Annotated in this window: 17 protein-coding genes; 12 read left to right on the plus strand and 5 right to left on the minus strand. The window is 70.4% G+C overall.

Going from position 1 to position 24,159, the window contains the following annotated elements:
* The first annotated feature begins 5 nt into the window (after positions 1-5).
* Genes AB0F17_RS32035 through AB0F17_RS32055 form a run of 5 tightly spaced genes read left to right on the plus strand, consistent with a single transcriptional unit; the run spans position 6 to position 10,826 of the window.
* Positions 6-1,079, plus strand: coding sequence for a glycoside hydrolase family 15 protein (locus tag AB0F17_RS32035; protein ID WP_358030991.1), 1,074 nt, complete (start codon positions 6-8; stop codon positions 1,077-1,079).
* The gene (locus AB0F17_RS32040; RefSeq protein ID WP_358030532.1) at positions 1,076-3,325 is read left to right on the plus strand and encodes a TIM-barrel domain-containing protein; all 2,250 of its coding nucleotides are present in this window, start codon (positions 1,076-1,078) and stop codon (positions 3,323-3,325) included. The genes AB0F17_RS32035 and AB0F17_RS32040 overlap by 4 nt, the downstream gene beginning before the upstream one ends.
* A gap of 13 nt (positions 3,326-3,338) precedes the next feature.
* Positions 3,339-6,611: a TIM-barrel domain-containing protein gene (locus tag AB0F17_RS32045; RefSeq protein WP_358030534.1), complete on the plus strand. Its 3,273-nt coding sequence runs from the start codon at positions 3,339-3,341 to the stop codon at positions 6,609-6,611.
* Positions 6,608-9,436 (plus strand): TIM-barrel domain-containing protein, encoded by a 2,829-nt coding sequence (locus tag AB0F17_RS32050; protein WP_358030537.1) that lies wholly within the window; start codon positions 6,608-6,610, stop codon positions 9,434-9,436. The genes AB0F17_RS32045 and AB0F17_RS32050 overlap by 4 nt, the downstream gene beginning before the upstream one ends.
* 49 nt (positions 9,437-9,485) lie before the next feature.
* Positions 9,486-10,826 carry a serine/threonine-protein kinase gene (locus tag AB0F17_RS32055; protein ID WP_358030540.1) on the plus strand — a complete coding sequence of 447 codons (1,341 nt, stop codon included), beginning with the start codon at positions 9,486-9,488 and terminating at the stop codon, positions 10,824-10,826.
* Between the two features lie 32 nt (positions 10,827-10,858).
* Here the strand turns inward: AB0F17_RS32055 and AB0F17_RS32060 are convergent, their stop codons facing one another.
* Complete coding sequence (locus tag AB0F17_RS32060) at positions 10,859-12,847, minus strand: transposase (RefSeq protein ID WP_358030543.1); 1,989 nt, start codon at positions 12,845-12,847, stop codon at positions 10,859-10,861.
* A 325-nt stretch (positions 12,848-13,172) separates the two neighbouring features.
* On the opposite strand from AB0F17_RS32060, the gene AB0F17_RS32065 reads away from it, so the two are divergent.
* On the plus strand, positions 13,173-13,460 hold the full coding sequence (locus tag AB0F17_RS32065) for a hypothetical protein (RefSeq protein WP_358030545.1): 288 nt from the start codon (positions 13,173-13,175) through the stop codon (positions 13,458-13,460).
* An 88-nt stretch (positions 13,461-13,548) separates the two neighbouring features.
* Positions 13,549-14,496, plus strand: coding sequence for a hypothetical protein (locus AB0F17_RS32070; protein WP_358030547.1), 948 nt, complete (start codon positions 13,549-13,551; stop codon positions 14,494-14,496).
* A gap of 94 nt (positions 14,497-14,590) precedes the next feature.
* On the opposite strand, the gene AB0F17_RS32075 is transcribed toward AB0F17_RS32070, so the two are convergent.
* Together AB0F17_RS32075 and AB0F17_RS32080 are read right to left on the minus strand one after the other, a co-directional pair.
* On the minus strand, positions 14,591-14,953 hold the full coding sequence (locus AB0F17_RS32075; protein WP_358030550.1) for a DUF5130 family protein: 363 nt from the start codon (positions 14,951-14,953) through the stop codon (positions 14,591-14,593).
* A gap of 5 nt (positions 14,954-14,958) precedes the next feature.
* Positions 14,959-15,216, minus strand: a complete 258-nt coding sequence (locus tag AB0F17_RS32080) for a hypothetical protein (RefSeq protein WP_358030553.1) — start codon at positions 15,214-15,216, stop codon at positions 14,959-14,961.
* A 123-nt stretch (positions 15,217-15,339) separates the two neighbouring features.
* Between AB0F17_RS32080 and AB0F17_RS32085 the strand changes: the two genes are divergently transcribed.
* Positions 15,340-17,040 (plus strand): serine/threonine-protein kinase, encoded by a 1,701-nt coding sequence (locus AB0F17_RS32085; protein ID WP_358030556.1) that lies wholly within the window; start codon positions 15,340-15,342, stop codon positions 17,038-17,040.
* Between the two features lie 34 nt (positions 17,041-17,074).
* On the opposite strand, the gene AB0F17_RS32090 is transcribed toward AB0F17_RS32085, so the two are convergent.
* Both AB0F17_RS32090 and AB0F17_RS32095 read right to left on the minus strand, forming a co-directional pair.
* Entirely contained in the window at positions 17,075-17,770 is a 696-nt protein-coding gene (locus tag AB0F17_RS32090; protein WP_358030559.1) for a winged helix-turn-helix domain-containing protein, read from the minus strand.
* A 54-nt stretch (positions 17,771-17,824) separates the two neighbouring features.
* Positions 17,825-19,231, minus strand: coding sequence for an amidase (locus AB0F17_RS32095; protein WP_358030562.1), 1,407 nt, complete (start codon positions 19,229-19,231; stop codon positions 17,825-17,827).
* 191 nt (positions 19,232-19,422) lie between these two features.
* On the opposite strand from AB0F17_RS32095, the gene AB0F17_RS32100 reads away from it, so the two are divergent.
* The 4 genes from AB0F17_RS32100 (at position 19,423) to AB0F17_RS32115 (ending at position 24,057) form a co-directional block, all read left to right on the plus strand.
* Positions 19,423-20,196: a nuclease-related domain-containing protein gene (locus tag AB0F17_RS32100; protein WP_358030564.1), complete on the plus strand. Its 774-nt coding sequence runs from the start codon at positions 19,423-19,425 to the stop codon at positions 20,194-20,196.
* 196 nt (positions 20,197-20,392) lie between these two features.
* Entirely contained in the window at positions 20,393-22,231 is a 1,839-nt protein-coding gene (ilvD, locus tag AB0F17_RS32105) for a dihydroxy-acid dehydratase (protein ID WP_358030567.1), read from the plus strand.
* Positions 22,232-22,578: 347 nt separating this feature from the next.
* On the plus strand, positions 22,579-23,061 hold the full coding sequence (locus AB0F17_RS32110) for a WYL domain-containing protein (RefSeq protein ID WP_358030569.1): 483 nt from the start codon (positions 22,579-22,581) through the stop codon (positions 23,059-23,061).
* An 81-nt stretch (positions 23,062-23,142) separates the two neighbouring features.
* Complete coding sequence (locus AB0F17_RS32115) at positions 23,143-24,057, plus strand: serine hydrolase (RefSeq protein WP_358030572.1); 915 nt, start codon at positions 23,143-23,145, stop codon at positions 24,055-24,057.
* Positions 24,058-24,159 lie beyond the last annotated feature (102 nt).

Below are 24,159 nucleotides of genomic sequence, written 5' to 3' on the forward strand. Positions count from 1 at the left end.
CCCTTGTGTCGCACAGCCTCGACGTGATCCAGAGGCTTCAGTCCCCCACCGGCGCCTACCCGGCGTCGCCCACCTTCTCCGCCTACCGCGGCTACTCGTGGCTGCGTGACGGGGCGTTCATCGCCGAAGGGGTGAGCAGGCACGGCGACGCCGCCGGTGCGGACGCCTTCCACGCCTGGTGCGCCCGGGTGATCGGCGACCGGGCGGGGCAGGTCGACTCGCTCGTCTCGCGGGCGGGGCGCGGTGAGCCGGTCTCGCCGGCCGAGATGCTGCCGACCCGGTTCACGCTCGACGGTGTGGACGGGGACGTCGACTGGTGGGACTTCCAGCTCGACGGGTACGGCACGTGGCTGTGGGCGCTGCGGGAGCACTCCTTCCGGCAGGGCAGGGCGGTTCCGGGGGTGGAGAAGGGGGTGCGGACGGCAGCCCGGTATCTCACTTCGTTCTGGGACATGCCGTGTTACGACTGGTGGGAGGAGCACGTCGAACAGCGGCACGTGGCGACGCTGGGGGCGGTGCACGCGGGGTTGCGGGCGGCCATCGCGCTGGGCGTGCTGAGCGGGCCGGAGTCGGCGGCGGCCGGACAGGCGGTGGACGGCATCGCCGCCCTCGTGACCACCGAGGGCCTGGTCGGCGGGCGTCTCACGAAGTGGCTGGGCAGTGACGCCGTGGACGCCAGCCTGCTCGCGTGCGTCGAGCCGTTCGGGCTCTACGCGGCCGATCATCCGGTCGGCGCGGCGACGGTGGCCGAGGTGGAGCGGCAACTCGCCGTGGACGGCGGGGTGTACCGGTACCTGGCCGACACCTTCTACGGCGGCGGGCGGTGGGTGCTGCTGGCCGGGTTCCTCGGCTGGAACCACGCGCGGGCCGGGCGGCGCGAGGCGGCCCTGCGGTATCTGGACTGGATGGCGGCCCAGGCGACCGCCGAGGGTGACCTGCCCGAGCAGGTGTCCGACCGGCTGCTGGCGCCCGGGCGGCTCCAGGAGTGGCTGGACCGGTGGGGCACCGTGGCCACGCCGCTGCTGTGGTCGCACGGGATGTACCTGATTCTCGCCGACGAGCTGGGGGTGCGGGCATGATCCGGCATCGGCCGTACGGGGCCGGGCATCCGTACGCCACGACCGAGGACCAGCGCGTACCGGCCTGGCCGATGGACGGCGAGGTGGTGGAGCTGCGGGTGCGGGCTTCGGCGAAGGTCGTCTCGGTGGTGTGCGAGTGGGCCGCCGACGGGACGGCGCCCGTCGAACTGCCGCTGACCAGGTCGGGTGCCGCACCGGACCCGGACGCGGCGGAAACAGCGGAGGCGGAGGAGGCAGCGGCGGAGACCGTTGACGGCGGGCATCTGGCCGCGGCGCAGGCCAGGGCCGCGCGGGCCGCCGCCGGGTCGTGGGTGGCGCGCTCGCCCGTGCTGCGCGCCGGGCCGCGCTACGCCTACCGGTTCCGGGCCGCGATGGACGATGGTGCGAGCCGTACCAGCGGGTGGTTCGAGGTGACGGCGGCGGCGTGGGGCCGGACGGGCGGGAAGCTCGTCGTGCGCGGTGCCGACCGGGTGGTGCCGGGGAGCGTGCGGTGGCTGGTCGGCGGTGACGGCGCGCGGCGGGTGCGGTTCGAGCTGGCGCTGGCCGACGGTGAGCACGTGGTGGGGTTCGGCGAGCGGTTCGACGCGGTGGACCAGCGCGGACGGCGGCTGGACGCGGTGGTGTTCGAGCAGTACAAGGCGCAGGGGGCGCACGGCAGGACGTACCTGCCGATGCCGTTCGCGCTCGTGGTCGGCGGGACGGCGAGCTGGGGGTTCCACGTCGAGACGTCCAGGCGGACCTGGTACGACGTCGGCGCGTCCCGGCCGGACCGGCTGGTCGTGGAGGCTGAGGTGGGGCCGGACGGCGAGCCCGCGGTGCGCCTGTACGACGGCGAGACCCCGGCCGATGTGCTCCGGGACTTCCTGGAGGAGGTGGGGCGGCCGACTGAGCTGCCCTCGTGGGTGTTCCGGCTGTGGGCCAGCGGCAACGAGTGGAACACCCAGGACCGTGTGATGGCCGAGATGGACCGGCACCGCGAGCACGACATCCCGGTCGGCGCGCTGGTCATCGAGGCGTGGAGCGACGAGACGACGTTCACCGCCTTCCGCGGTGCCGCGTACGAGCCGTCGGAGGAGCCGCACCGCCTGGCGGACTACGCCTTTCCGCCGGACGGGCCGTGGCCGGATCCCAAGGGCATGGTGGACGAGCTGCACCAGCGGGACGTCAAGGTGCTGCTCTGGCAGATCCCGCTGCAGAAGATGCGCCCGCACCCACGGCACCAGGCCGCCGTGGACGCCCGGCAACTGGTCGAGAACGGCTACGGCGTCAGGGAGGCCGACGGCCGCCCGTACCGGAACCGGGGCTGGTGGTTCCCGCTGGCGCTCATGCCGGACCTGTCGTCGCCCGAGGTACGCGACTGGTGGACGGCCAAGCGGGCCTACCTGGTGGACGAGGTGGGCGTGGACGGGTTCAAGACCGACGGCGGCGAGCACGCGTGGGGCCACGACCTGCGTTACGCCGACGGGCGCAGGGGCGACGACGGCAACGGCCTCTTCCCCGTGCACTACGCGCGGGCCTTCGGCGAGCTGCTGGAGCGGTACGGCAAGGCGCCCGTGACGTTCAGCAGGGCCGGATTCGCCGGGTCGCAGCCGCACGGCGCGTTCTGGGCCGGGGACGAGGACTCGACCTGGGCGGCGTTCCAGTCGTCCATCAGGGCCGGGATCACCGCCTCGGCCTGCGGGATCGTCTACTGGGGCTGGGACCTGGCCGGGTTCTCCGGTGACCTGCCCGATGCCGAGCTCTACCTGCGGGCAGCCGGGGCGTCGGCGTTCATGCCGATCATGCAGTACCACTCGGAGTTCAACCACCACCGCGTGCCCGTCAGGGACCGCACCCCGTGGAACGTGGCCGAGCAGACCGGCGACGACCGGGTGCTGCCGGTCTTCCGGCGGCTGGCCAAGGTCCGCGAGCGGCTCGTTCCGTACCTGACGGGGCAGGCCCGCCAGGCGGTCGGCGGCGGGGCGCCGCTGATGCGCGGGCTGTTCTTCGACCACCCGGACGACCCGCGCATCTGGGACCGTCCGCTGCAGTACAAGCTGGGCGACGCGCTGCTGGTCGCGCCGGTGACGGCGCCCGGCGTCACGGAACTGCCGGTCTACCTGCCACGGGGCGAGTGGGTCGACGTCTGGACCGGCCGCACCCATCGCGGCGGGCGCGAGGTCACGCTGCCCGCGCCGCTCGACCGTCCGCCGGTCCTCTGTACGGCGGAGCACTGGCCACACCTCTCCCCCGTGTTCACGACCTGATAGGAGCTCCCCCGTGATCCGGTTACGGTCGGGCGTCATCGTCGCGGTGATCGCCCTGCTGGCCTCCCTCGTGACCGTCCCCGCGTACGCGCTCGACGGCATCTTCCACAACCCGACCGGAATCGACGACCTCTACTCCAGCGAGCCGACGGAACGCGCGCCCCGCGACCCGATGGCCGGGGACGCGGTCCAGATCAACGCCACCACCTGGCCCATCGAGACCGGCCAGACCGTCTGGGTGACCTGGACCAAGAACGGAACCGCCCAGACCCCGATCGGCGCCGCCTGGGACCACAACAGCGGTAATAACAGCTACTGGAAGATCAACCTGGGCACCTTCGCCCGGGGTGACAAGATCTCCTACACGGTCAACGCGGACGTGAACGGGGGCGGGCAGAAGAGCACGGGCCCGTTCGCGTTCGCGGTCACCTCGTGGAGCACGGTGACGAACGTGACCGGCTACACGAACAACAGCACGTCAGTAGATGTCACGACCGGCGACAGCGCGGGGAGCTTCACGCCGAAGATCCGCTTCGCCTTCCCGGCGCTCGACCGCTTCCGCACGCAGATCGCCCCCAGCGGGCAGGGTCTGAATATTTCCGGCGTAACCGGCTACACGGTGACCGACTCCGCGAGCACTCTGACGATCTCCACCACGAGTCTGGTGCTGAAGATCCAGAAAACGCCCTACCGCATGTCGGTCTACAAGGGCGACGGGACGACGCTGATCACCCGGCAGTACGACCCGGCCACCTTCAGGAACATCGGCTGGGCCAGCGACGGCGCCACCACGGTCACCAAGATCGAGGACCACTTCATGTCGCCGTCGGGCGAGCGGTTCGAGGGATTCGGCGAGCGCTACGACCGCCTCGACCAGCGCGGCACCGACGTGCACAACTACGTCTACAACCAGTACCGCGACCAGGGCAGCACCCGGCGCACCTACCTGAGCGTGCCGTTCTTCCTGAACTCCGCCGGTTACGGCGTCTACCTCCCCAGCACCCGGTACGCCATCTTCAACCTCAACACCCACCTCAGCGACCTGGCGGGGTTCACCGCCGACACGGGCGGCGCGCTCGACTCGACGCTGGACTACCACTTCTTCGCCGGCACGCCCGCGGAGATCGTGGACGACTACACCGCGGTCAGCGGCCGGCCGGAGCTGCCGCCCAAGTGGGCGTTCGGCGTGTGGATGTCGGCCAACGAGTGGAACACCCAGGCCGAGGTCGAGAGCGAGCTGGACAAGGTCGGCACGAACAGGATCCCGCACACGGCGATGGTGCTGGAGCAGTGGAGCGACGAGGCCACGTTCTACCTGTGGCACGGCGCCACGTACACGCCTTCTACCGGCGGCGGGAAACTCGCCTACAGCGACCTGACGTTCCCGGCGGGCGGCGAGTGGCAGGACCCGAGGGCCATGGTCGCCAACGCCCACGGCAAGGGGATCAAGATGATCCTCTGGCAGATCCCGGTCTTCAAAGAGAACTTCGACACCAATCCCCCGGCCGCGCCGCAGCAGCATCTCAACGACAAGAGCTACGCCCAGACGCAGGGATATGTCGCGAAAAATCCGTCTAACGCGCCGTATCGGATTCCGACCGGGCAGTGGTTCGGCGACAGCATGGTCCCCGACTTCACCAGCGCGGCGGCGACGAGCTGGTGGATGAGCAAGCGCGACTACCTGATGAACGACGTCGGCATCGACGGCTTCAAGACCGACGGCAGCGAGGCGATCTTCGGCAGGGGCGTCACGTTCGCCGACGGCCGCAAGGGCGACGTGATGCACAACGCCTATCCGAACGCCTACACCAAGGCGTACCGCGACTACGTCAAGGCCGAGAACGCGGACAACGTGATCTTCAGCAGGGCGGCCACGTCCGGCGGTCAGCAGAACTCGATCTTCTGGGCCGGTGACCAGAACTCCAGCTTCGCAGCCTTCCAGGAGGCGGTCAGGGCCCAGCTCAGCGCCGGGCAGTCCGGCGTGCCGTACACGGCCTGGGACCTGGCGGGCTTCACCGGTGACTTCCCCAGCGCCGAGCTCTACCTGCGGGCGGCGGCGCAGGCGACATTCTCGCCGGTCATGCAGTATCACTCGGAGAAGTCGAACCCGGGCACGTCCGAGGCCCGCACGCCGTGGAACGTGCAGGCGCGCAGCGGCGACACGACGGTCGTGCCGACCTTCCGCAAGTTCGCCGACGTCCGGATGAACCTGATCCCCTACCTCTACACCGAGGCCAAAGCCGCCTCGACCACCGGGGCGCCGATGATGCGGGCGATGAGCTTCGCCTTCCCCGGCGACGCGACGGCCGCGGCGCAGGACCAGCAGTACCTGTTCGGCTCGCAACTGCTCGTCGCGCCGGTCACCACGCAGGGCGCGACGTCGAGGAACGTCTACCTGCCAGCAGGCGAGTGGTACGACGTGTGGAACGGCGGCCGCTTCACCGGCCCCGGCACCAAGTCCTACGCCACGGCGCTCGACACGATCCCGGTCTACGCCAAACCAGGCGCGATCATCCCGCTCAACCTCAACACGGACTACGAACTCGGCGGTGAGATCGGCAACAGCGTCACCAGCTATCCGAACCTGGTCTTCCGGATCTACCCGTCGGGCAGCTCGTCGTACTCCTACTTCGAGGACTCGGCGAACGCGAACCGGACGATCAGCTCGGCCGAGAACTGGGCCGGGCACCAGGTGACCGTGACCGTGCCCGCCCTCACCACGACCGGCACGCTGCAGGTGGCGAGCACGAAGCCCACCTCGGTGACCGGCGCGACCGCGCGGGCCACACTGGCCGCGCTCCAGGCGGCGGCCGAGGGCTGGTGGTGGGACCCGGTGCAGCAGCTCACCTACGTCAAGCTGGCCGCCAGTACGTCCAGCAGGACCGTCACGCTCAACGGCGTGGACAAGGCGGCGTACGAGGCGGAGTTCGGCACGGGCACCGGCACGACGACCAACACCGACCACGCCGGGTTCACCGGCACCGGGTTCGCGGACGGCTTCGCGAGCTCGGGCGACGCGGTGAGCTTCCAGGTCAAGGCGGACGCGGCGGGCAGCCATCAGCTCAAGTTCCGCTACTCGACCACGGTGGCGAGCACCAGGACCGTCTACGTCGACGGCGTCTCGGCGGGCACGCTCACCCTGCCCGCGCAGGCGAACTGGGACACCTGGGCCACCGCCTCGCTCACCACGACCCTCACCGCGGGCGCGCACACCGTCAAGATCGCCTATGACGCGTCCAACACCGGCGGCATCAACCTCGACAACCTGGTGGTGGCAAGGCCATGAAACGCGCACTGGTCATGCTCGCGGTCCTGCTCGGCACCTTCCTCGTCGCGGGCGAGGCCCAGGCGGCCGTCCAGCGGGTGCAGTTCACCAGCGGATCGACCTACCTGATCGTCGAGTTCCTCGACGACGACCTCGTCCACTTCGAGCTGGCCTCCGGGACCAGCCCCGGCACCGGATCGGCGCTGTTCACCACGCCACAGGTGGCGAAGAAGGACTACACCGGACCGTCCACCTTCAGCCAGAGCGGCAACACGCTGACCACGGCCTCGATGAAGGTCGAGGTGACGGCCGGCACGCTGTGCGTGCGGGTCTCGGATCCGACCAGGCAGTTGTACGAGGCGTGCCCGCGCAACCTGACCCAGGCGTGGAAGGGCCTGACGATCACCAAGGGGTCGATCCAGAACGCGTACGGGCTGGGCGAGCAGTTCTTCATGGGCGGCAGCTCGGACGGCGACTGGGTCGGGCGCAGTCGTACCCCCGGAGGCACGTACGGCAACGCCATGGCCTACGACACCGACAACGGGCCCGTGGGCAACGCGCAGATCCCCGTGCTGTTCGGGGTCGGCGCGGCGAACCTGAACTACGGGCTGCTGCTCGACCAGGTCTACAAGCAGGAGTGGAACCTGACCGGCGACCCGTGGACCGTCGACACCTGGGGCGACCAGCTCAGGTGGTACACGATGACCGGACCGGACCTGCCCGACCTGCGCAAGGACTACATGGAGCTGACCGGCCGGCCGCCGGTGCCGCCGAAGAAGGCGTTCGGCATGTGGGTGTCGGAGTTCGGCTACGACAACTGGGCCGAGATCGACAACCGGCTGAACGGGCTGCGGGCCGCGAAGTTCCCCGTGGACGGGTTCGTGCTGGACCTGCCCTGGTTCGGCGGAGTGACGGCCGGATCCGACAACACCCGCATGGGCACGCTTTCCTGGGACACGACCAACTTCCCCAACCCGACGACCACTATTTCCGATTATCAGGCGACCAAGGGCATCGGCCTGATGACCATCGAGGAGTCGTACGTCGGCCAGAACCTCGCCGAGCACGCCGACCTCACCACCCGCGGCTACCTCGTCAGGGCCGGCTGCGCGACCTGCTCACCCGTCTACCTCACCACCAACGACTGGTGGGGCCGCGGCGGCATGATCGACTGGACGCAGGACGCCGCGGCCGACTACTGGCAGACGACCAAGCGCCAGCCGCTCATCGACCAGGGCATCATGGGCCACTGGCTGGACCTCGGCGAGCCGGAGATGTACGACGCCGCCGACTGGACGTCCGGCGTCCTGCCCGGCAAGCACGCCCACGCCGACTACCACAACCTCTACAACCTCAAGTGGGCCGAGAGCATCGCCAGGGGCTACTCCTCGAGCACGAAGCGGCCGTTCGTCCTGGCCCGCTCGGGCGCCGCCGGGATGCAGCGCTACGGCGTGGCCATGTGGTCGGCCGACATCGGCTCCAAGCTGACCGCGCTCGCCCAGCAGCAGAACGCGCAGTTGCACATGTCGATGTCGGGCATCGACTACTACGGCTCCGACATCGGCGGCTTCCGCCGCGAGATGCTCGACTCCGACCTGAACGAGCTCTACACGCAGTGGTTCGCCGACGGCGCCTGGTTCGAGGTGCCGATCAGGCCGCACACCGAGAACCTGTGCAACTGCGCGCAGACCTCTCCGGACTCGATCGGCCACCCGGCCAGCAACCTGGCCAACCTCCGGCAGCGGTACGAGCTGGCGCCGTACTACTACTCCCTGGCCCACCGGGCCTACCTGTACGGCGAGCCGGTGGTGCCACCGCTGGTGTACCAGTACCAGAACGACGCGAACGTCCGCGAGATGGGACATGAGAAGCTCATCGGCCGCGACCTGCTCGTAGGCGTCGTCGCGGGCGCGAACGAACGCAAGCGGGACGTGTACCTGCCCGCGGGCTCCTGGTTCGACTACTCCACGGGCGAGAAGCTCACCAGCACCGGCCAATGGTTCACCGACCGGCCGCTCTGGGTCGGCGGCGCGTTCCGCCTGCCGGCGTTCGCCAGGGCGGGGGCGATCATCCCGAAGATGTACGTGGACGACAAGACCATGAACGTGGTGGGCAAACGGACCGACGCCACCACCAGGAACGAGCTGGTCGCCCGGGTCTACGCCGACGCGACCGCCTCCAACTTCACCCTGTACGAGGACGACGGCACCACGACCGGCTACCAGAGCGGAGCCGTACGGACGACGCAACTGAGCCAGCAGCTCAGCGGCAGCACGGCGACCGTCACGGTGGCCGCGTCCAGCGGCACCTACACCGGCGCGCCCGCGAGCCGGACGAACGTGGTCGAGCTGGTCGCGGGCACGCAGGCGTCCGCCGTCACGCTCAACGGCACCGCGCTCACCCAGCACGCCACCAAGGCGGCCTTCGACGCCGCCACCAGCGGCTGGTACAACGCGGGCGGCAACCTGATCGTCGCCAAGTCGGCGAGCACGGGCGTCACGACGGCCAAGACGTTCGCGTTCACGCTCGGGCAGGCGCCGGCGTCGATGACGTTCAGGTGCGACAACGGCACCACCACCGCGGGCCAGTCCGTCTACGCCGTGGGCAGCGTCCCGCAGCTCGGCGACTGGTCGGTGGCGAGCGCGGTCAAGCTGTCGCCGACCGCGTACCCGACCTGGACCGGCACGATCGCCAAGCTGCCGCCGAACACCCCCGTCGAGTGGAAGTGCGTCAAGCGCCAGGAGGCGAACTTCCCCGACACCGCCGATCAGTGGCAGCCCGGCGCCAACAGCACCTTCACCACCCCCGCCTCGGGAACGGGAGGCACTACCACAGGGGCCTTCTGACCGCCGGATCCGGCACGTCCATCGAGGTCGCGATGTTAGCCTCGAAGACGTGCTCGGATCCGGGACCACACTCAACGACCGCTACACGCTGGTCAGCCGCGTGGGCGGCGGTGGCATGGGCGAGGTCTGGCGGGCCTCCGACACGGTGCTCGGCCGGACCGTGGCGGTCAAGGTGCTGATTCCCGCGCTGACCGAGGATCCGAAATTCGCCCAGCGGTTCCAGAACGAGGCCAGGGCGATGGCCACGCTGCACCATCCCGGCGTGGTCGACGTCTACGACTACGGCACCTGCGAGGTCGACGGGCGCCGGGTGAGCTTCCTGGTGATGCAGTTCGTCGAGGGCGAGTCGCTCGACCGCGTGCTGCGCCGCGAGGCGCTCGACCCGGCGACCACCATGCGACTGGTCGCCGAGGTCGGCGACGCGCTGGCCGCCGCCCACGCGCAGGGCATCGTGCACCGCGACGTCAAACCGGCCAACCTGATGATCCGTCCTGACGGCAGCGTCGCACTCACCGACTTCGGCATCGCCCACTCGGTCTCCGCGGTCCAGTTAACGGCCACGGGCGCCATGCTCTGCTCGGCCGGCTACTGCGCCCCCGAGATGGCCACGGCCAGCGACGTCACCCCGGCCGTCGACGTCTACGCGCTCGGCGTGGTCGCCTTCCGGTGCCTGACCGGGCACCTGCCGTTCGATGGCGACACCCCTGTCCAGATCATCTACAAGCACCTGCACGCCCCCGTCCCGGACCTGCCCGCCGACGTGCCGCCGGGGCCGCGCCACGTCGTGACGAGGGCGCTGGAGAAGACGCCGGACCGGCGCTGGCCGACCGCCGCGGTGATGGCCGAGGCGGCGAGGAAGGCCCTCGACGCGCCTGACTCGCTGGTCTCGCTGGAGTCACCGGACCCACCGGACCCACCGGACCTGCCGCCCACGCCGGACTTGCCGGACCTGCCGCCCACGCCGCGTGGCCGCCGCGCGCTGACCGCCGCGCTGGCCGTGGCCGTCGCGGTCCTGGTGACCCTGGCGGTCGTCGGCTCGGTGTGGATCCGCAGCGACCAGGCGGCCGAGCAGAGCGGCAGCGTCCTGCCGCCCGTCACGCCCGCCACGAGCACACACCCGGCCTCCGCCACGCCGAGCAGGAAGCCGCTGGCGCCGCCGTCGAAGCACTCCCCCACCGCGCGGCCGATCGTCTCCCAGACGCCGACCGCCACCGCGACGGCCACCCCCCGCCCGACCGTGACCGCGCCGACGGCCACCCCGACCTCCAGCGACCCCGAGCCGACCGACAAGCCCACCACCACGCCCGAGCCGACGGAGCCCACGATCGAGCCCCCGGCCAGCGAGCCGCCGAGCGACATCCAGTGCATCAAGGCGCCCTGCCCCAGCTAGCGTCTTGAATTCTCTGTAGTTCCCTGAAGGAATCAGGCAACTCGGACGGGCGTGGCCTGGCCTGGGCCGCTCTCGTGCTCGGTGAAGGTGAGCACGGGGGTGGCTTTGGCGTGGTGGAAGCCGGTCCGATGGTGAGAGTTCCTGACATGCCCTGTCCGGTACGGCTGGCGCCGTCCCGGCTTGGGTGCATGGCCCGCCGGACGCTGTCCACCGCCGGTGGGCGATGGGGCGGGCACCGTACGCCGGTCGGGCACACGGCTGAACGTCATCGAGTTGTTTCGTGGGTTGGCTGAGGTGCGGGTGGGCCGTTTCGGGGTGGGGCGGTTCTTGGCTCTGTCGCGTGCTGCCGGTCGGGGGTGCAGGTCTGCTCGGGTGCGGCGGGCGCGGCGGGCCGCCCGGGTGGGTTTGCGCGTTCGGCGGGCGCGGGCCACGTTGCCCTCCACGACGGTGGCGATGGTGCGGGCCCCGGTGGCGCGGCGGGTGCGGGTGGCGTGTTGGCCGAGCAGGCCGCGGGAGACGATCCGCTCGGCCGCTGCCCAGTCCCGGTCACACGACAGGCCGCAGGCCGGGCAGGAGGCCCACCTCCAGCCCCGCTCGGCGAGCCGGTCAGGGGCCGGGCAATGCTTGAGCACCGACGCGCCCTGGCCGCAGCGGGGGCAGTACCTGGAGGTGCCGCGCGCCGGGACGGAGACCACGGCGATGGTGTGCTTGGCGGCCAGGTGCCGGATCGCCTCGACGATCTGCCCGCGCACTTGCCCCGACAGCCGCGCGTTCGCACTCCCCCGGCGTCCGCGCGCCTCCAGGGTGGACAGGTCCTCCACATAGATGACCGTCGCCCCGACGGCCACGGCCTGATCGACCGCCCAGCGTGCCGCCGACCAGGCCAGCGCCTTGTTCAGGTTGCGGATGCGCGCGCACAACCGCTCATGCTCGACCCCGATGCGCTGCCAGGCCGTACTCAACGCGGCGTAGCGGGGATCGGCGACGGTCATGCCCGCCAGGAGCCGTTCCTGGTGCCGGTGCTTGACGGCCAGGTGCTCACGCTCGGCCCGCAGCCGGTGCAGCTTGGCCGCCACGCCGCTCGCGTCGTAGGCGAGCGGCCGCCCATCACAGATCACCCGGCCATCGGTCAGACGCCCGGCGACTCCGGTCAGCAGCGTGTTGAGGCCCCAGTCGAAGCCGCACCCGATCACATGACCGGTAGCGGGCACGAAATCGATCGGGGTCTGGAAGGAGAGATCAACGCGCACCCGGCCTTTGGCCACCCGCAAGGTAGGGGTGCACAACGCCGCCTCCGGCGGCACGGTCGGCGGCAACGCGACCGGCAGCACATGCCACGCCCAGTCCCTAGAAGACGCGGGAATCTCGACCAGCGGAAGCCGCACCCGCAGCCGGGCGCTGCGGTTGCCGATGCGCTCCAGGGTGACCAGTTGCCGATCGGCCGCCGCCAGCACCACCTGCGCCGCAACGTTCGGCGGCTCCTCCAACTCGATCAGATCAGCCGGCAACACGCCATGCTCGTCGAGGTAGGCGCGAATCTGCCGAGTCCGGTTACGGATGTCCGCCGCCGTCACCCCGTCCGGCAGCAGCGCGCGCAGCGCCTCCCACTCGGCGCCGGTACGCGCACCCGGCTCCTGCGGCCAAGTCGCCACGATCGCCGCCACCAGGCGGCGCCGGTGCAGCGCCAGCCGCAACAGGCGAGCGGCCTGCTCCTCCGCGCACCGCATCACCCGATCGCACACATGTACGCCCGCGGGCGGGCTCACGCCCCAGCCGAGCCGGCGCAAGGCCATCCAGCCCTTCGACGGCAGCACCCGCCCGTCCAGCCCCACCCCGCACGCCAAAGCGTCCAGATCAACCGGACTCCACCGGGCGGCCACCAGGCGGGCGGTCAGGTCCCGCACAACAGCGGTCAGCCAGGCCACCCGCCGCACCAGCAGCGCCTGAGAGACGACCTCACCCGTTTTCTCCACCATGGCGGTGTGGGCGGTGCAGGGGGCGGTCGCAGTGAGCTTACTCACGCACCGCCCCCGGATAGGCGGCGGCATCGACACACGTACCGCCCAACCTGCACCCTGCCCACCCCCACCTGCACGATGTGCGACCGTAACGCTACCAAGAGTTGACGCCTTTGGGTAGAACATGTGAGCGATACGCAGCCGCCGGATACCGATACCGGCCACCCCCTCGCCCCACCGTCCCAATGCCGGCATATCTGCTCAGGCCGCACGCCCAAGCACCACCTGCGGGCAGCGCGCCACCATCCACGCCGAAATCCGCTGCACCCAACACTGGCTCGCCATCACCAGCCCGAACCCGACCCACCACCAAGACCAGGCGACGACCATGTCCAACCACCGGGCCGTGGTGGTGAACAGTGGCGATGAACAGCGGATGAACAAGGACCCCGGATCGAGCGGCCGCTACCTCGCCCGACAGCGCGGCGACCACCACACCGGGCCGGAAAATGACGGTCACTGCCCACCCGGCGTGCAGGCGAACGCCACCCCACACCCCATGACCCGGTCGGAAACCCACTCACTCGCCGCGGCTTCCGAAGACGAGACCGGATCCGTGCCACGGACCAGGTTTCACCGGCACAGCACGAACTACGAGCCCAGAGCAGAACCCTAGGTTTTCATAGCGAAGATGCGGAGCGGTTCATACCCTTCTGGCCGCCTCGTCCGGACAGGCGGTCATCCGGCCATGAGAAGGTAATCGGGTGGATACGACTCGCGATCTGCTCGTAGCGCTGGCCAGTCGCTACGCCTTCGCCGACCTCGGGGCGCTAGCCCCGTCCGAGGAGATCGCCGGCGTGTGCGAGTTCGGTCAGCGGCTGCTCTCACTGGACGCGGAGGACTTCGCGGCCGAGGCGAAGGCCGTGCCTGCGGAGCTGCGGCGGCGGGCACGAGCCTGCCACATGCCGCAGACCGCGCGTGAGCAGCCACGCGGCGCCCTGGAGTCGTTGCGGCCCGCCTACGGGCTGCTGCTGGAGGTCATCGCCATCCGCTGGCACCGCCGCGAGCTGAGCTCGATGATCGCCGCGGTCCACATCGCCAGCGAATACCTGCCGCTGCTGGCCTACGAACCCCACCTCGGCCATGCGGGCGACCCCGCGCGCTGGCCCGCGGGGCTGAGCGCGCCGGGCAGCAGGTTCGGCGTGATCGGCGACCGCGAGTGCGACCACACCAAGTCCGAGCAGTCGGCCACCAACCGGACCCTGCGAGTGGCGAGCGAGCCGCCCGAGGGCTGGCGCGCGTACTTCGACCGGCAGCACAGCCAGGTGGCGGGCGCGTTGGCCGTCTGCATCGCCACCTGCCGCAACCCGTGCACGGCGATGGACTGGATCGAGCCGGAGGAGCGCGCCGACCTGCACGTGCGGGCCCGCACCGCGCTGGCGTTCGCGGAGACCCCGCTCGTACGCCTGCGGCATGCGGCGCCCGTCGGCCACGGCTTCGGCGTGCCCTCGCCGGAAGAGGTGCTCGACGCCTGGGAGCGCAGCCGGTCCGTGCTCGACAAGAACGAGATCGGCTCGGCCGCGCTGAAGGACGACGGGTTTCCGCTGCCCGGCCTGCCCGCGCTGTTCTCGGCCATCGCCCGCGCCCCGATCGCGCCCGCCACGCTGCTGGCCGGCGTCAGCGAGCACGTCGCCGGCCTGCTGCTCCGCTGACCCTCTGGAAGCCTCCAGGCTGACCCCGGCGCCTGCCTCGCTTAGAAAGGCGGGGTGGGCGTCGCCTACCGCGGGGGCGCAGGCGACGCCCGCTCTATCGCCGGGCGGTGGCCTGCTCGCCCAGCGTGCCGATGCCGTACAACAGCCCGCCCACCAGGTCGCCGACGCTGAACACAGTGGCCATGGACATCGCGGTCATCCGGCACGCGCTGTCGGGCAGCCTGCGCCGGGCGCTCTCGCCGGTCACGATCTCCAGCGCCCGGCCGGCCACGTCCACGAAGATCACCACCGCCTTGTCGGCCTCGTCGCCGAGCGCGGCGTGCAGCCGCTCGGCGAAGTGCCGCCGACCGCCGACCGGCGCGCCGAGGAAGGCGCCGAAACGCAGGCCGCTGCGCCGCTCCGCGAGGGCGAGTGCCTGCCTGATGTCGTCGGCCTGGGCCGAGGTCAGTCCACGCATCGCCATCACCACCCCGCCGAGGCGCCGCCGACGCGGCTACCGGGTTCGGCCGTCGCCGCCATCGCGACCCAGTCGGACTCGGGCACCGGCGCCCACCGCGCGACCTGGTCGGCCAGCACCAGCCCCGACGTGCTCACGCCGTGCTCGCTGCCGGACGGACCGCCCAGCCACACCGGGCCCGTCTCCGTCCCGCGCGCCGAACCCCGCCCGGGCACCAGTACCAGCAGGCTGATCAGCACGAACAGACCGAGCGAAACCCCCAAGAGAAAAGCCAGAATCTCCAGCGCGCTGTCCACACCACGAACGTAATCCCGGTTCGGCTGTCCGGCCAGACCCGGTCGTGAGAGAGTCTGACTCAAGATCCCCCAGACGAGGTCAACTTAACTGTGGATGCGATCGGAAGGTATCCCGTCGAGCGCGTTCTCGGCTCGGGCGCGTTCGCGTCGGTATGGCTCGGCCGTGACGACCGGCTCGACTCCTATGTGGCGATCAAGGTGCTGGCCGACAACTGGTCCGTCGAACCGGCCGTGCGCGAGCGGTTCGTCAAGGAGGCCCGGCTGCTGCGCCAGGCCGACTCGCCGCGCATCGTACAGGTCTACGACATCGGCGAACTCCCGGACAGCCGTCCATACTTCGTCATGACTTATGCCGACATGGGGTCTTTGGCGGGGCGCGTCCTCGACGGCCCGCTGCCGGTGCCCGAGGCGCTCCGCGTCCTCGGCGAGATCGCCGAGGGCGTGGCGGTGCTGCACCGGCTCGGCATCGTGCACCGCGACCTCAAGCCGTCGAACGTGCTGTTCCGCTCGCTTCCGGGCGGTGGCGAGCGCCTCATGGTGGCCGACCTCGGGGTCGCCCGATCGCTGGCCGACGCCACCAGCCACACCATCGCGGCGGGCTCGCCCGGGTACATGGCGCCGGAGCAGATGCGCCTCGACGGCGCACCGGACGAGCGGGCCGACGTGCACGGGCTGGGCGCCATGGCCTACCACCTGCTCACCGGCCAACTGCCCGCCTCGGGGCCGGTACGCCTGGCACCGCACCGGCTGCGACCGGAGGTGCCGGTACGCGTGGGGGCGGCCGTCATGAAGGCCATCGACCCGGACCCGGACCGCCGCTGGCAAAGCATCGCCACCTTCGCCACCGCCCTTTTGACCCCTGCCGACGGGCTCCCAGAGACGGACTCCGAGCGACGACCGGTGGCCGCCGACGCCGACCCCACGGCCGACGAGGCCACGGTTCACAGGAGCGACCACGCCGGTGCGGGCGCGGTGGTGGGCGATGACGCGGATGCGGGCCCAGGCGCAGAGGCGGACGCGGAAGTGGACGCGGGCGCGGATGTTGACGCAGACGCCGGTGCAGATGCAGGTGCAGATGCAGGCGCGAATCCGGGTGCGGGGCGGGGCAAGGGGGTGGTGGCCGGGGTGGGAGCTGCGGCTCTTGCCTTGGCTCTGGTCGTCGCGGTGCTCACGCTGCGTCCCGGCCACCAGCCGTCCACGGCGCTCGGCTCACCGTCCGGATCTCCAGGCCCGTCCGGGTCGGCAGGACCGACCGGAACCGCACAACCGACCGGAACCGCAGGACCAACCGGGTCGGGGCGGCCGACCGGGACGGGCGCTCTGCGGGCGGGTATGGGGTTGCGGGGCGATACGGACATCCCCCAGAAGTACCGGGGCCTGATCATTCAGGCGGGCACCTGGTGCGGCGACGTCGAGGGGCTGTCGCCGGCGCTGGTGGCCGGCGTGCTCAAGATGGCCAGCGACTTCGACCCCGGCCTGAGCGACCCCACCGCCGACGAGTACGGCATCGCCAGATGGACTCCCAGAGTCCTCCAGTACTGGCAGCCCAACGGCGGCAACGACCCGATGCCCAGGCCGCCCTTCTCCCCCGAGCTGTCCATTCCCGCCATGGGCCGCTTCTTCTGCGGGCTCGGCCCCCAGGTCGCCAATGTGCCGGCGGATCCGGCCGCCAAACTGGCCGCCCTCTTCGTCTCCGGCGTGGTGCCGGTGCGGCGGGAACAGGGCGTGCCGGCCAAGTGGAAGGCCCACGTGCAGCAGGTCCTGAAATATCGGGACCAGTATCAGTCCTGACAGGGGACGCACACCTACGGGCAGCCGCAGGTTGTCACGGCAGCAGTCGCAGGTCCGCGTCCGTGACCAGGTCGAACCGGAGTGCCAGGTTGATCAGCGCGACCCGCTGCCAGTCGGCCTTGCCGCCCTCGTCCGGCTGCTTGACCCGGAGCTTGGTCCTGGCCAGGTAGTCGATGTGGAAGTTCACCCCGCTCCTGGTCAGCTCGTGTCCCGCCAGCCGCTCGATCAGCTGCGGCACCGTCGGGACGACCGTGCTCGACGGGTCGTGCAGCCGGGCCTCGCAGAGCGCGACCAGGATGAGGAAGTACTTGGCCGTCCGGTCCAGCGGGAAGACGCCTCTGGTCGTCGCGCCCGTGCCGGGGACCGCCGCCGACGTGCCGTACACGTGCTCGGGCGCGAACACCAGGAAGCCGGTCGTGCCGTGCTCGGCCGGCAGGATCACCCGCGAGAACTCGAACGGCACCGGCATCCCCATCCGCAGCGGCGGCACCTTGACGAACTCGCCGCCGCCCTCCGGGTTCTCGACCACATAGGTGCGTTCGACGCTGAGGTTGCTGATGAGCCAGTAGTCCTCGACCGCCTGGATCCGCCCGGCCAGCCGCGACACGGCCCGGTCGGCCACCACGATGTCCACCGGGACGTCGTCGGCACCGCGACCGAACGTGGCGGTCTCGCCTGGCTTGAGGTCGGCCGCCACGGCCGTGTCGGTCTGGATGAGTACGGTACGCATGCGGATGGTTGTACGCCTTTGCCGGCGACCCCACCAGCTATAAGGTTCCAGGGCTTACCAGATGGGCGGTCGCCGGTCGCCCCAGAAGCCGCCTCTGGCCGACTCGATCTGGGCCGACAGCGAGATCAGCGTGCCTTCGCCGCCCAGGCGGCCCGCCAGCATGACGCCGATCGGCAGCCCGTCGGCGGTCCAGTGCAGGGGCAGGTTCACGGCGGGCTGGCCGCTGACGTTGTAGATCGCGGGGAAGGCGGCGAACCGCTTCATCCGCTCGAACGTCTCCTCGACGTCGTCCACATCCTCGAACCAGCCCACCGGCCGCGGCGGCTGGGTGACGGTCGGCGTGAGCACCGCGTCGTAGGCGTTGGTCACCGCGAGCCCCGCCCGGGTGGCCAGTTGCAGCGCGCCCTGGGCCTGCAGGAACGCTGGGGCGGAGGTGGCGAAGCCACGCTCACGCAGCCACCTGGTGAGCGGCCGGAGCAGCTCGACCTGGTCGTCGGCCACAGGGTGCATGCAGGCGAAGGCGAACCACATGACGGTGAACTCCGGCACGGTCTCGGCCCCGAACGGCGGGTCGATCTCGACGACCTCGTGGCCGAGCTCGGCCAGCGTCGCGGCGGCGGCCTCGTAGGCGGCGAGCACCTCCGGAGCGACGTCGGCGCCGGGCACGACGGGCCGGGCGTAGCGGGCGATGCGCAGCCGTCCGGGCTCGCGTGTGGCGCACTCCAGGAACGTGCCCTCGTGCGGCGGCGCGAGGTAGAGATCGCCGGGGCTGTTGTGCGCCATCACGTCGAGCAGCGCCGCGGCGTCGGCGACGGTGCGGGCGAGAGGACCGTTCGTCGACAGGCCGGCCAGGTCGGGGATGATCGGCGCGAAACTGATCCGGCCGCGGGTGGGCTTGATGCCGAACAGCCCGCACACCGACGCCGGGATGCGGATCGAACCGGCCCCGTCGCTGCCCTGCGCGGCCGGCGCCAGCCCGGCGGCCACGGCCGCGGCGGCGCCGCCGCTCGACCCGCCCGCGGAGGTGCTCAGATCCCATGGCGAGCGGGCGGGCGGCGAGAGGTAGGTCTCCGTGTAGCAGGGCAGCCCGAACTCCGGTGTCGCGGTCTTCCCCAGCATCACCGTGCCCGCGTCACGCAGGCGCTCGACCACCGTGTCGTCCACGGGAGCGACGAATCCCCGGTATGTCGAGGACCCGAACATGATCGGGACGTCCTTCACCAGGTTAAGATCCTTTATGGGGATCGGCACTCCGGCGAGCGGTCCGTCTGGCAGCATCTTCGTCAGGCGACGCGCCTGTTCGAGTGCTCTCTCTGCGGTCACGGTCACATACGCGCCCACACGCGGATCGATGCGCTCGATCCGATCGAGGTAGTGCTGTGTGAGTTCGACCGGCGAAATCTCCTGGTCACGGATGGCTTGCGCCTGCTCGAGCGCCGAAAGCTCGTGAAGTTCTCGCACGCTACCGCACACTAGGCATCTCTAGAGAAGAACGTAATAGATACCCGGAAAACGGGCGTAGAACACGGTGAGCTGGGCCATAAAACTATGGACAAGGCAACACTAGGAAACGACAAGACCCACGGGCTACGGTGAGTTACGTGGACTCCGATCATCAGCGAGAAGACGGTCACAATTCGTCACCCATCTGGGTGAGTGACCGACCCGAAGGCGAGCCGGCACCCGCCAAGCACTCGGCGCCCACGTCAACCTACGCGCCTATCGAGCGCGCGTCCCTGGGCAGCCTGCTCCAGCAACCGCGTGTCCGCCAAGTGCGCAATCGCGCGCTGCTGGCGATCCCGGTCGGCGTGGTCGTGGGCATCCTCGTGGGCGACTGGCGGGTGGGCGTGACCGCGGGCGTGATCGCGGCCATCCTCGACACCGTCTACCGAGCGCGGTCCAAGTCGACCGTGCCGGCCTGGCGACGTGCCTCCATCGCGGAGCGCCGTACCGAGGCCCAGCTGCGCAAGCTCGAACGGAACGGCTACCGTACGCTGCACGCCAGGGCGATCCCGGACAGCGAGGCCCAGATCGACCACCTCGTGGTCGGCCCGACAGGCGTGTACGCGGTCGACTCCGAGAAGTGGGACAAGCGGCTGCCCGTACGCGTCCAGATGGGCAAGAAGCTCTTCCACGGGCCGTTCGACATGAAGCCGCGCCTCACCGAGGCCAAGTGGGAGGCGTCGCGGGCCAGCGAGCTGATCAGCGAGGCCTACGGCAAGGAGATCTCGGTCGTGCCCTCGCTGGCCATCTACGGGCCACCGGTGCCGTGGAAGATCATGACGATCCGCGGTGTGGACGTCTACGAGGGCGGCCGTGCCCGCAAGTGGATCACCAAGCGGGAGCGGGCGCTGACCAAGGCCGAGATCGATCGCCTGCACGAGATCGCGGCCCAGGTCCTGCCCGCGAGATACGGCGAGGGCTGAGCCGGAAAGCGCGCCGCCGGCAGCACCGAAGGCATCATGCCGTCCAACCGACGCGCCGCAAGGGCGGGCCGAGCCATCGGCTCCTGGCCAGGTAGACCCAACTGGCCGCCGTACGTGTTCCGAGCAATGGACAACTGTCTCAGCAACCGGGCGATGGTCGTACCATGTGAGGACTCGTAACGATGGGAGAAGTCCAATGCCCGCCCTCAGGTCACGTACGGTCACCCACGGCAGGAACATGGTCGGTGCCCGGGCCCTGCTCCGGGCGACCGGCGTAGCCGGGAGCGATTTCGGCAAACCCATCATCGCCGTGGCCAACAGCTTCACGCAGTTCGTCCCCGGCCATGTTCATCTGCGCGACGTCGGCGACGTGGTGTCCGCCGCGATCCGCGAGGCGGGGGCGATCCCGCGTGAGTTCAACACGATCGCGGTCGACGACGGCATCGCGATGGGCCACGGCGGCATGCTCTACTCACTGCCGTCGCGCGAGCTGATCGCCGACGCCGTCGAGTACATGGTCCAGGCCCACTGCGCCGACGCGATGATCTGTGTCTCCAACTGCGACAAGATCACGCCGGGCATGCTGCTGGCCGCCTTCCGGCTGAACATCCCGACGGTCTTCGTCTCCGGCGGGCCGATGGAGGCCGGCAAGACGCCCGGCCGCAAGCTGGACCTGATCGACCCGATGGTCGCCGCCGCCGACAGCAGCGTCTCCGATGAGGATCTGCTGGAGATGGAGGAGAACGCCTGCCCGACCTGCGGGTCGTGCTCGGGCATGTTCACCGCCAACTCCATGAACTGCCTGGCCGAGGCGATCGGCCTCGCGCTGCCGGGCAACGGCACGATCCTGGCCACGCACAAGGACCGCAAGAAGCTGTTCGAGGACGCCGGCCGCCAGCTCGTGGAGATCACCCGCCGTTACTACGAGGAGGACGACGAGTCGGTGCTGCCGCGCTCGATCGCCACCAGCGAGGCGTTCGAGAACGCGATGACGCTGGACGTGGCCATGGGCGGCTCGACCAACACGATCCTGCACATCCTGGCCGCGGCCCGCGAGGCCGAGGTCGACTTCGGGCTCAAGGAGATCAACGAGATCTCCCTGCGCGTGCCGTGCCTGTGCAAGGTGGCTCCGGCGACGAACAAGTACCACGTCGAGGACGTGCACCGCGCGGGCGGCATCCCGGCCATCCTGGGCGAGCTCGACCGCGCCGGGCTGCTCCACCGCGACGTGCCGACGGTCAACGGCGGCACGCTCGGCGAGACGATCGCCGCCTGGGACCCCCAGTCGCCCACGGTGCTGCCCGAGGCCGTCGAGCTGTGGCACGCGGCGCCCGGCAACGTCCGCACGGTCAAGCCCTACTCCCAGGACAACCGCTGGGAGTCCCTCGACCTCGACCGGGCCGAGGGCTGCATCCGCGACCGGGAGCACGCCTACAGCGCGGACGGCGGGCTCGCGGTCCTCTACGGCAACATCTCGCGGGACGGCGCCGTGGTGAAGACGGCTGGGGTCGACGAGTCGATCTGGAAGTTCAGCGGGCCGGCGGTGGTGTTCGAGTCGCAGGATGACGCGGTCGAGGGCATCCTGGGCGACCGGGTGAAGGCGGGCGACGTGGTCGTCATCCGCTACGAGGGGCCGAAGGGCGGGCCGGGCATGCAGGAGATGCTCTACCCGACGTCGTTCCTCAAGGGCAGGGGCCTGGGCAAGGCCTGCGCGCTGGTCACCGACGGCCGCTTCTCCGGCGGCACGTCCGGGCTGTCGATCGGGCATGCCTCTCCGGAGGCGGCTGAGGGCGGCACGATCGCGCTGGTCGAGGACGGCGACACGATCGAGATCGACATCCCCAACCGGTCGCTGGAGCTGCGGGTCCCCGAGGCCGAGCTGGCGGCCCGCCGCGAGCGCCTCCTGGCCGACCTGGGCGGCTACCGTCCGCGCGACCGCAACCGCCCCGTCAGCGCGGCCCTCCAGGCGTACGCAGCCATGACCACCTCTGCCTCCACGGGCGCCTCCCGCGACCTCACCCAGCTTTCTAGATAGCTGTTTTTTCTAGAGCGCTGTTTTACGGCCAAGCGCGGTGGGCCCCACCCACCGTGCGGGGCTGGGGTCTGTCCAGGGGCACGCTCCTCCGGTGGAGACGGCTGGGCGCCGTGACGTGCGTCTTCTTGGCCATGGCTTCCGTGTGGTCGTGATGGCGAGCGATTTCTTGGCCATGGCTTCCGTATGGTCGTGATGGCGGGCGAGTTCCTGGTCGTGGCTTCCGTATTCGGGGCGTGGTGGCAGGCGGCTTTCCTGCCCTTATCTGGGCGATACAGGGTGCTTACCAGGCGTACAGGCTTTCGAAAACTGTCGGTGGTCGTCTCTATTGTGGGGGTATGGCTACAGGCGTGAACTCTCACACTCGCCCGCTGACCACCGCCGAGATCGCTGCCCTCGCCCTGTCCCTCGCTCATCTGGGGACCGGTCCGCAGGCCGTCACCGCCAGGCGCGGTCTGCAACACGCGTTCGAGCATCTGGAGCTCGACGACGACGTCATCGCCACCACGCTCACGACGCTCACCGAACCGTTGCCCGTGGACATCGCGTCGCGGGCCAGGCTCATGGCGGATGCCATCACCAGCCGCCTGATGGTTCGCCTGCACTATCGCGACGCCTCCGGACATGTCACGGCTCGGGATGTGGAGCCCGTGACGTGTCTGGTGCACCGCGAATACTGGTATCTCGTCGGGGTCTGCCGGATGCGGCGGGCCATCCGGGCGTTCCGGTTCGACCGGATTCTCGCGGTCGAACCGACGCTGACTCCGTCCCGGCCGCACCTGGCCGACCGGTTCCTGCCGTTCCAGCGGCGCAAGCGGGCTCGCGCCGCGTAAGAAGCTCCCTGCCGGGAATCTGGGCGAGCCTTGACCCTCCGCGCCCCAGCCGTTGGCGCGGCGGGTGGCAGGCTCCCGCTCATGGTTTTTCGAGGGATCCTGCTGGCTCTGGTGGCCGGGGTGTCCGGCTGCGCCAATGGCGGCGTGGCCGGCGCTCCTCCCGCCTTGGCGGTCGCTCCTGAGCGGCTGCCAGGGGATGGGGCGTCGGGTGCCGCCGCCATGCGGGTGGCCAACGCCCCCCAGTTGCCGAAGGCCGCACGGCAGGCGCTCGACCTGGCGCTGGATCACTACCTGCGGGGGCGGCCGGGCCGGACGGCGGTCTCGGTGCACGACCGGACCACCGGCGTCCAATACGCCTTCCATGGGGAACAGTCGTTCATGCTGGCCAGCGTGGCCAAGGTGGACATCCTGCTGGCGCTGCTGCTGCGGGCGCAGCGCGAGCACCGGCAGTTGGACGCCCACCAGCGCGCGCTGGCCGACCGCATGATCCGCTTCAGCGACAACGAGTGCGCGCACGATCTCTACGTGGCGATCGGCCGCCAGGCGGGCCTGACCAGAACCCTGCACCGGCTCGGCGTGCGCGACACGTATCCCGGCGCGGGACGGTTCTGGGGCTCGACGCGCAGCAACCCGTCAGATCAGGTGAAGGTGCTCGGCGTACTGACCGACCCGGACGGTCCGGTCTCGGCCGCCAACCGCCGTTACGCGCTCGGCCTGATGTCGTCCGTGACCCCGGACCAGGCTTGGGGTGTCAGCGCCGCGGGCGGCAAGGTGGCCCTGAAGAACGGCTGGCTGCCCGCCGAGGCGCACGGCGGCCTGTGGACGATCAACAGCGTGGGCCGCCTGCTCGTAGCGGACCACGACCTTCTGATCGCTGTGCTGTCGGAACGGAGTCCGGACATGCCCACGGGTATCACGACAGTCGAACGCGTGGCCGGCCTGGCGGTCAAGGGATTCACCGGTGCACGTGCGCCCGTCACGGCGCTCGGCCGGTGAACCGGATTTCGTGGACCCTGCGGTGCCGGCGGAGGATTTCACGGTCATATCGATGACGGGCAGGGGGCTCGCATCGACGGTTTCATGTTCTCGCCGGAGTTG

It is taken from the genome of Nonomuraea sp. NPDC026600 (assembly GCF_040638335.1).
In the GTDB taxonomy this organism is placed as follows: Bacteria; Actinomycetota; Actinomycetes; order Streptosporangiales; family Streptosporangiaceae; genus Nonomuraea.

Excerpts from the sequence above, each read along its gene's own strand:
- AB0F17_RS32040 (WP_358030532.1), top strand. The coding sequence starts at position 1,076 with ATGATCCGGCATCGGCCGTACGGGGCCGGGCATCCGTACGCCACGACC.
- ilvD (WP_358030567.1), top strand. The coding sequence starts at position 20,393 with ATGCCCGCCCTCAGGTCACGTACGGTCACCCACGGCAGGAACATGGTC.
- AB0F17_RS32065 (WP_358030545.1), top strand. The coding sequence starts at position 13,173 with ATGTCCAACCACCGGGCCGTGGTGGTGAACAGTGGCGATGAACAGCGG.
- AB0F17_RS32090 (WP_358030559.1), bottom strand. The coding sequence starts at position 17,770 with ATGCGTACCGTACTCATCCAGACCGACACGGCCGTGGCGGCCGACCTC.
- AB0F17_RS32050 (WP_358030537.1), top strand. The coding sequence starts at position 6,608 with ATGAAACGCGCACTGGTCATGCTCGCGGTCCTGCTCGGCACCTTCCTC.
- AB0F17_RS32075 (WP_358030550.1), bottom strand. The coding sequence starts at position 14,953 with ATGCGTGGACTGACCTCGGCCCAGGCCGACGACATCAGGCAGGCACTC.
- AB0F17_RS32115 (WP_358030572.1), top strand. The coding sequence starts at position 23,143 with ATGGTTTTTCGAGGGATCCTGCTGGCTCTGGTGGCCGGGGTGTCCGGC.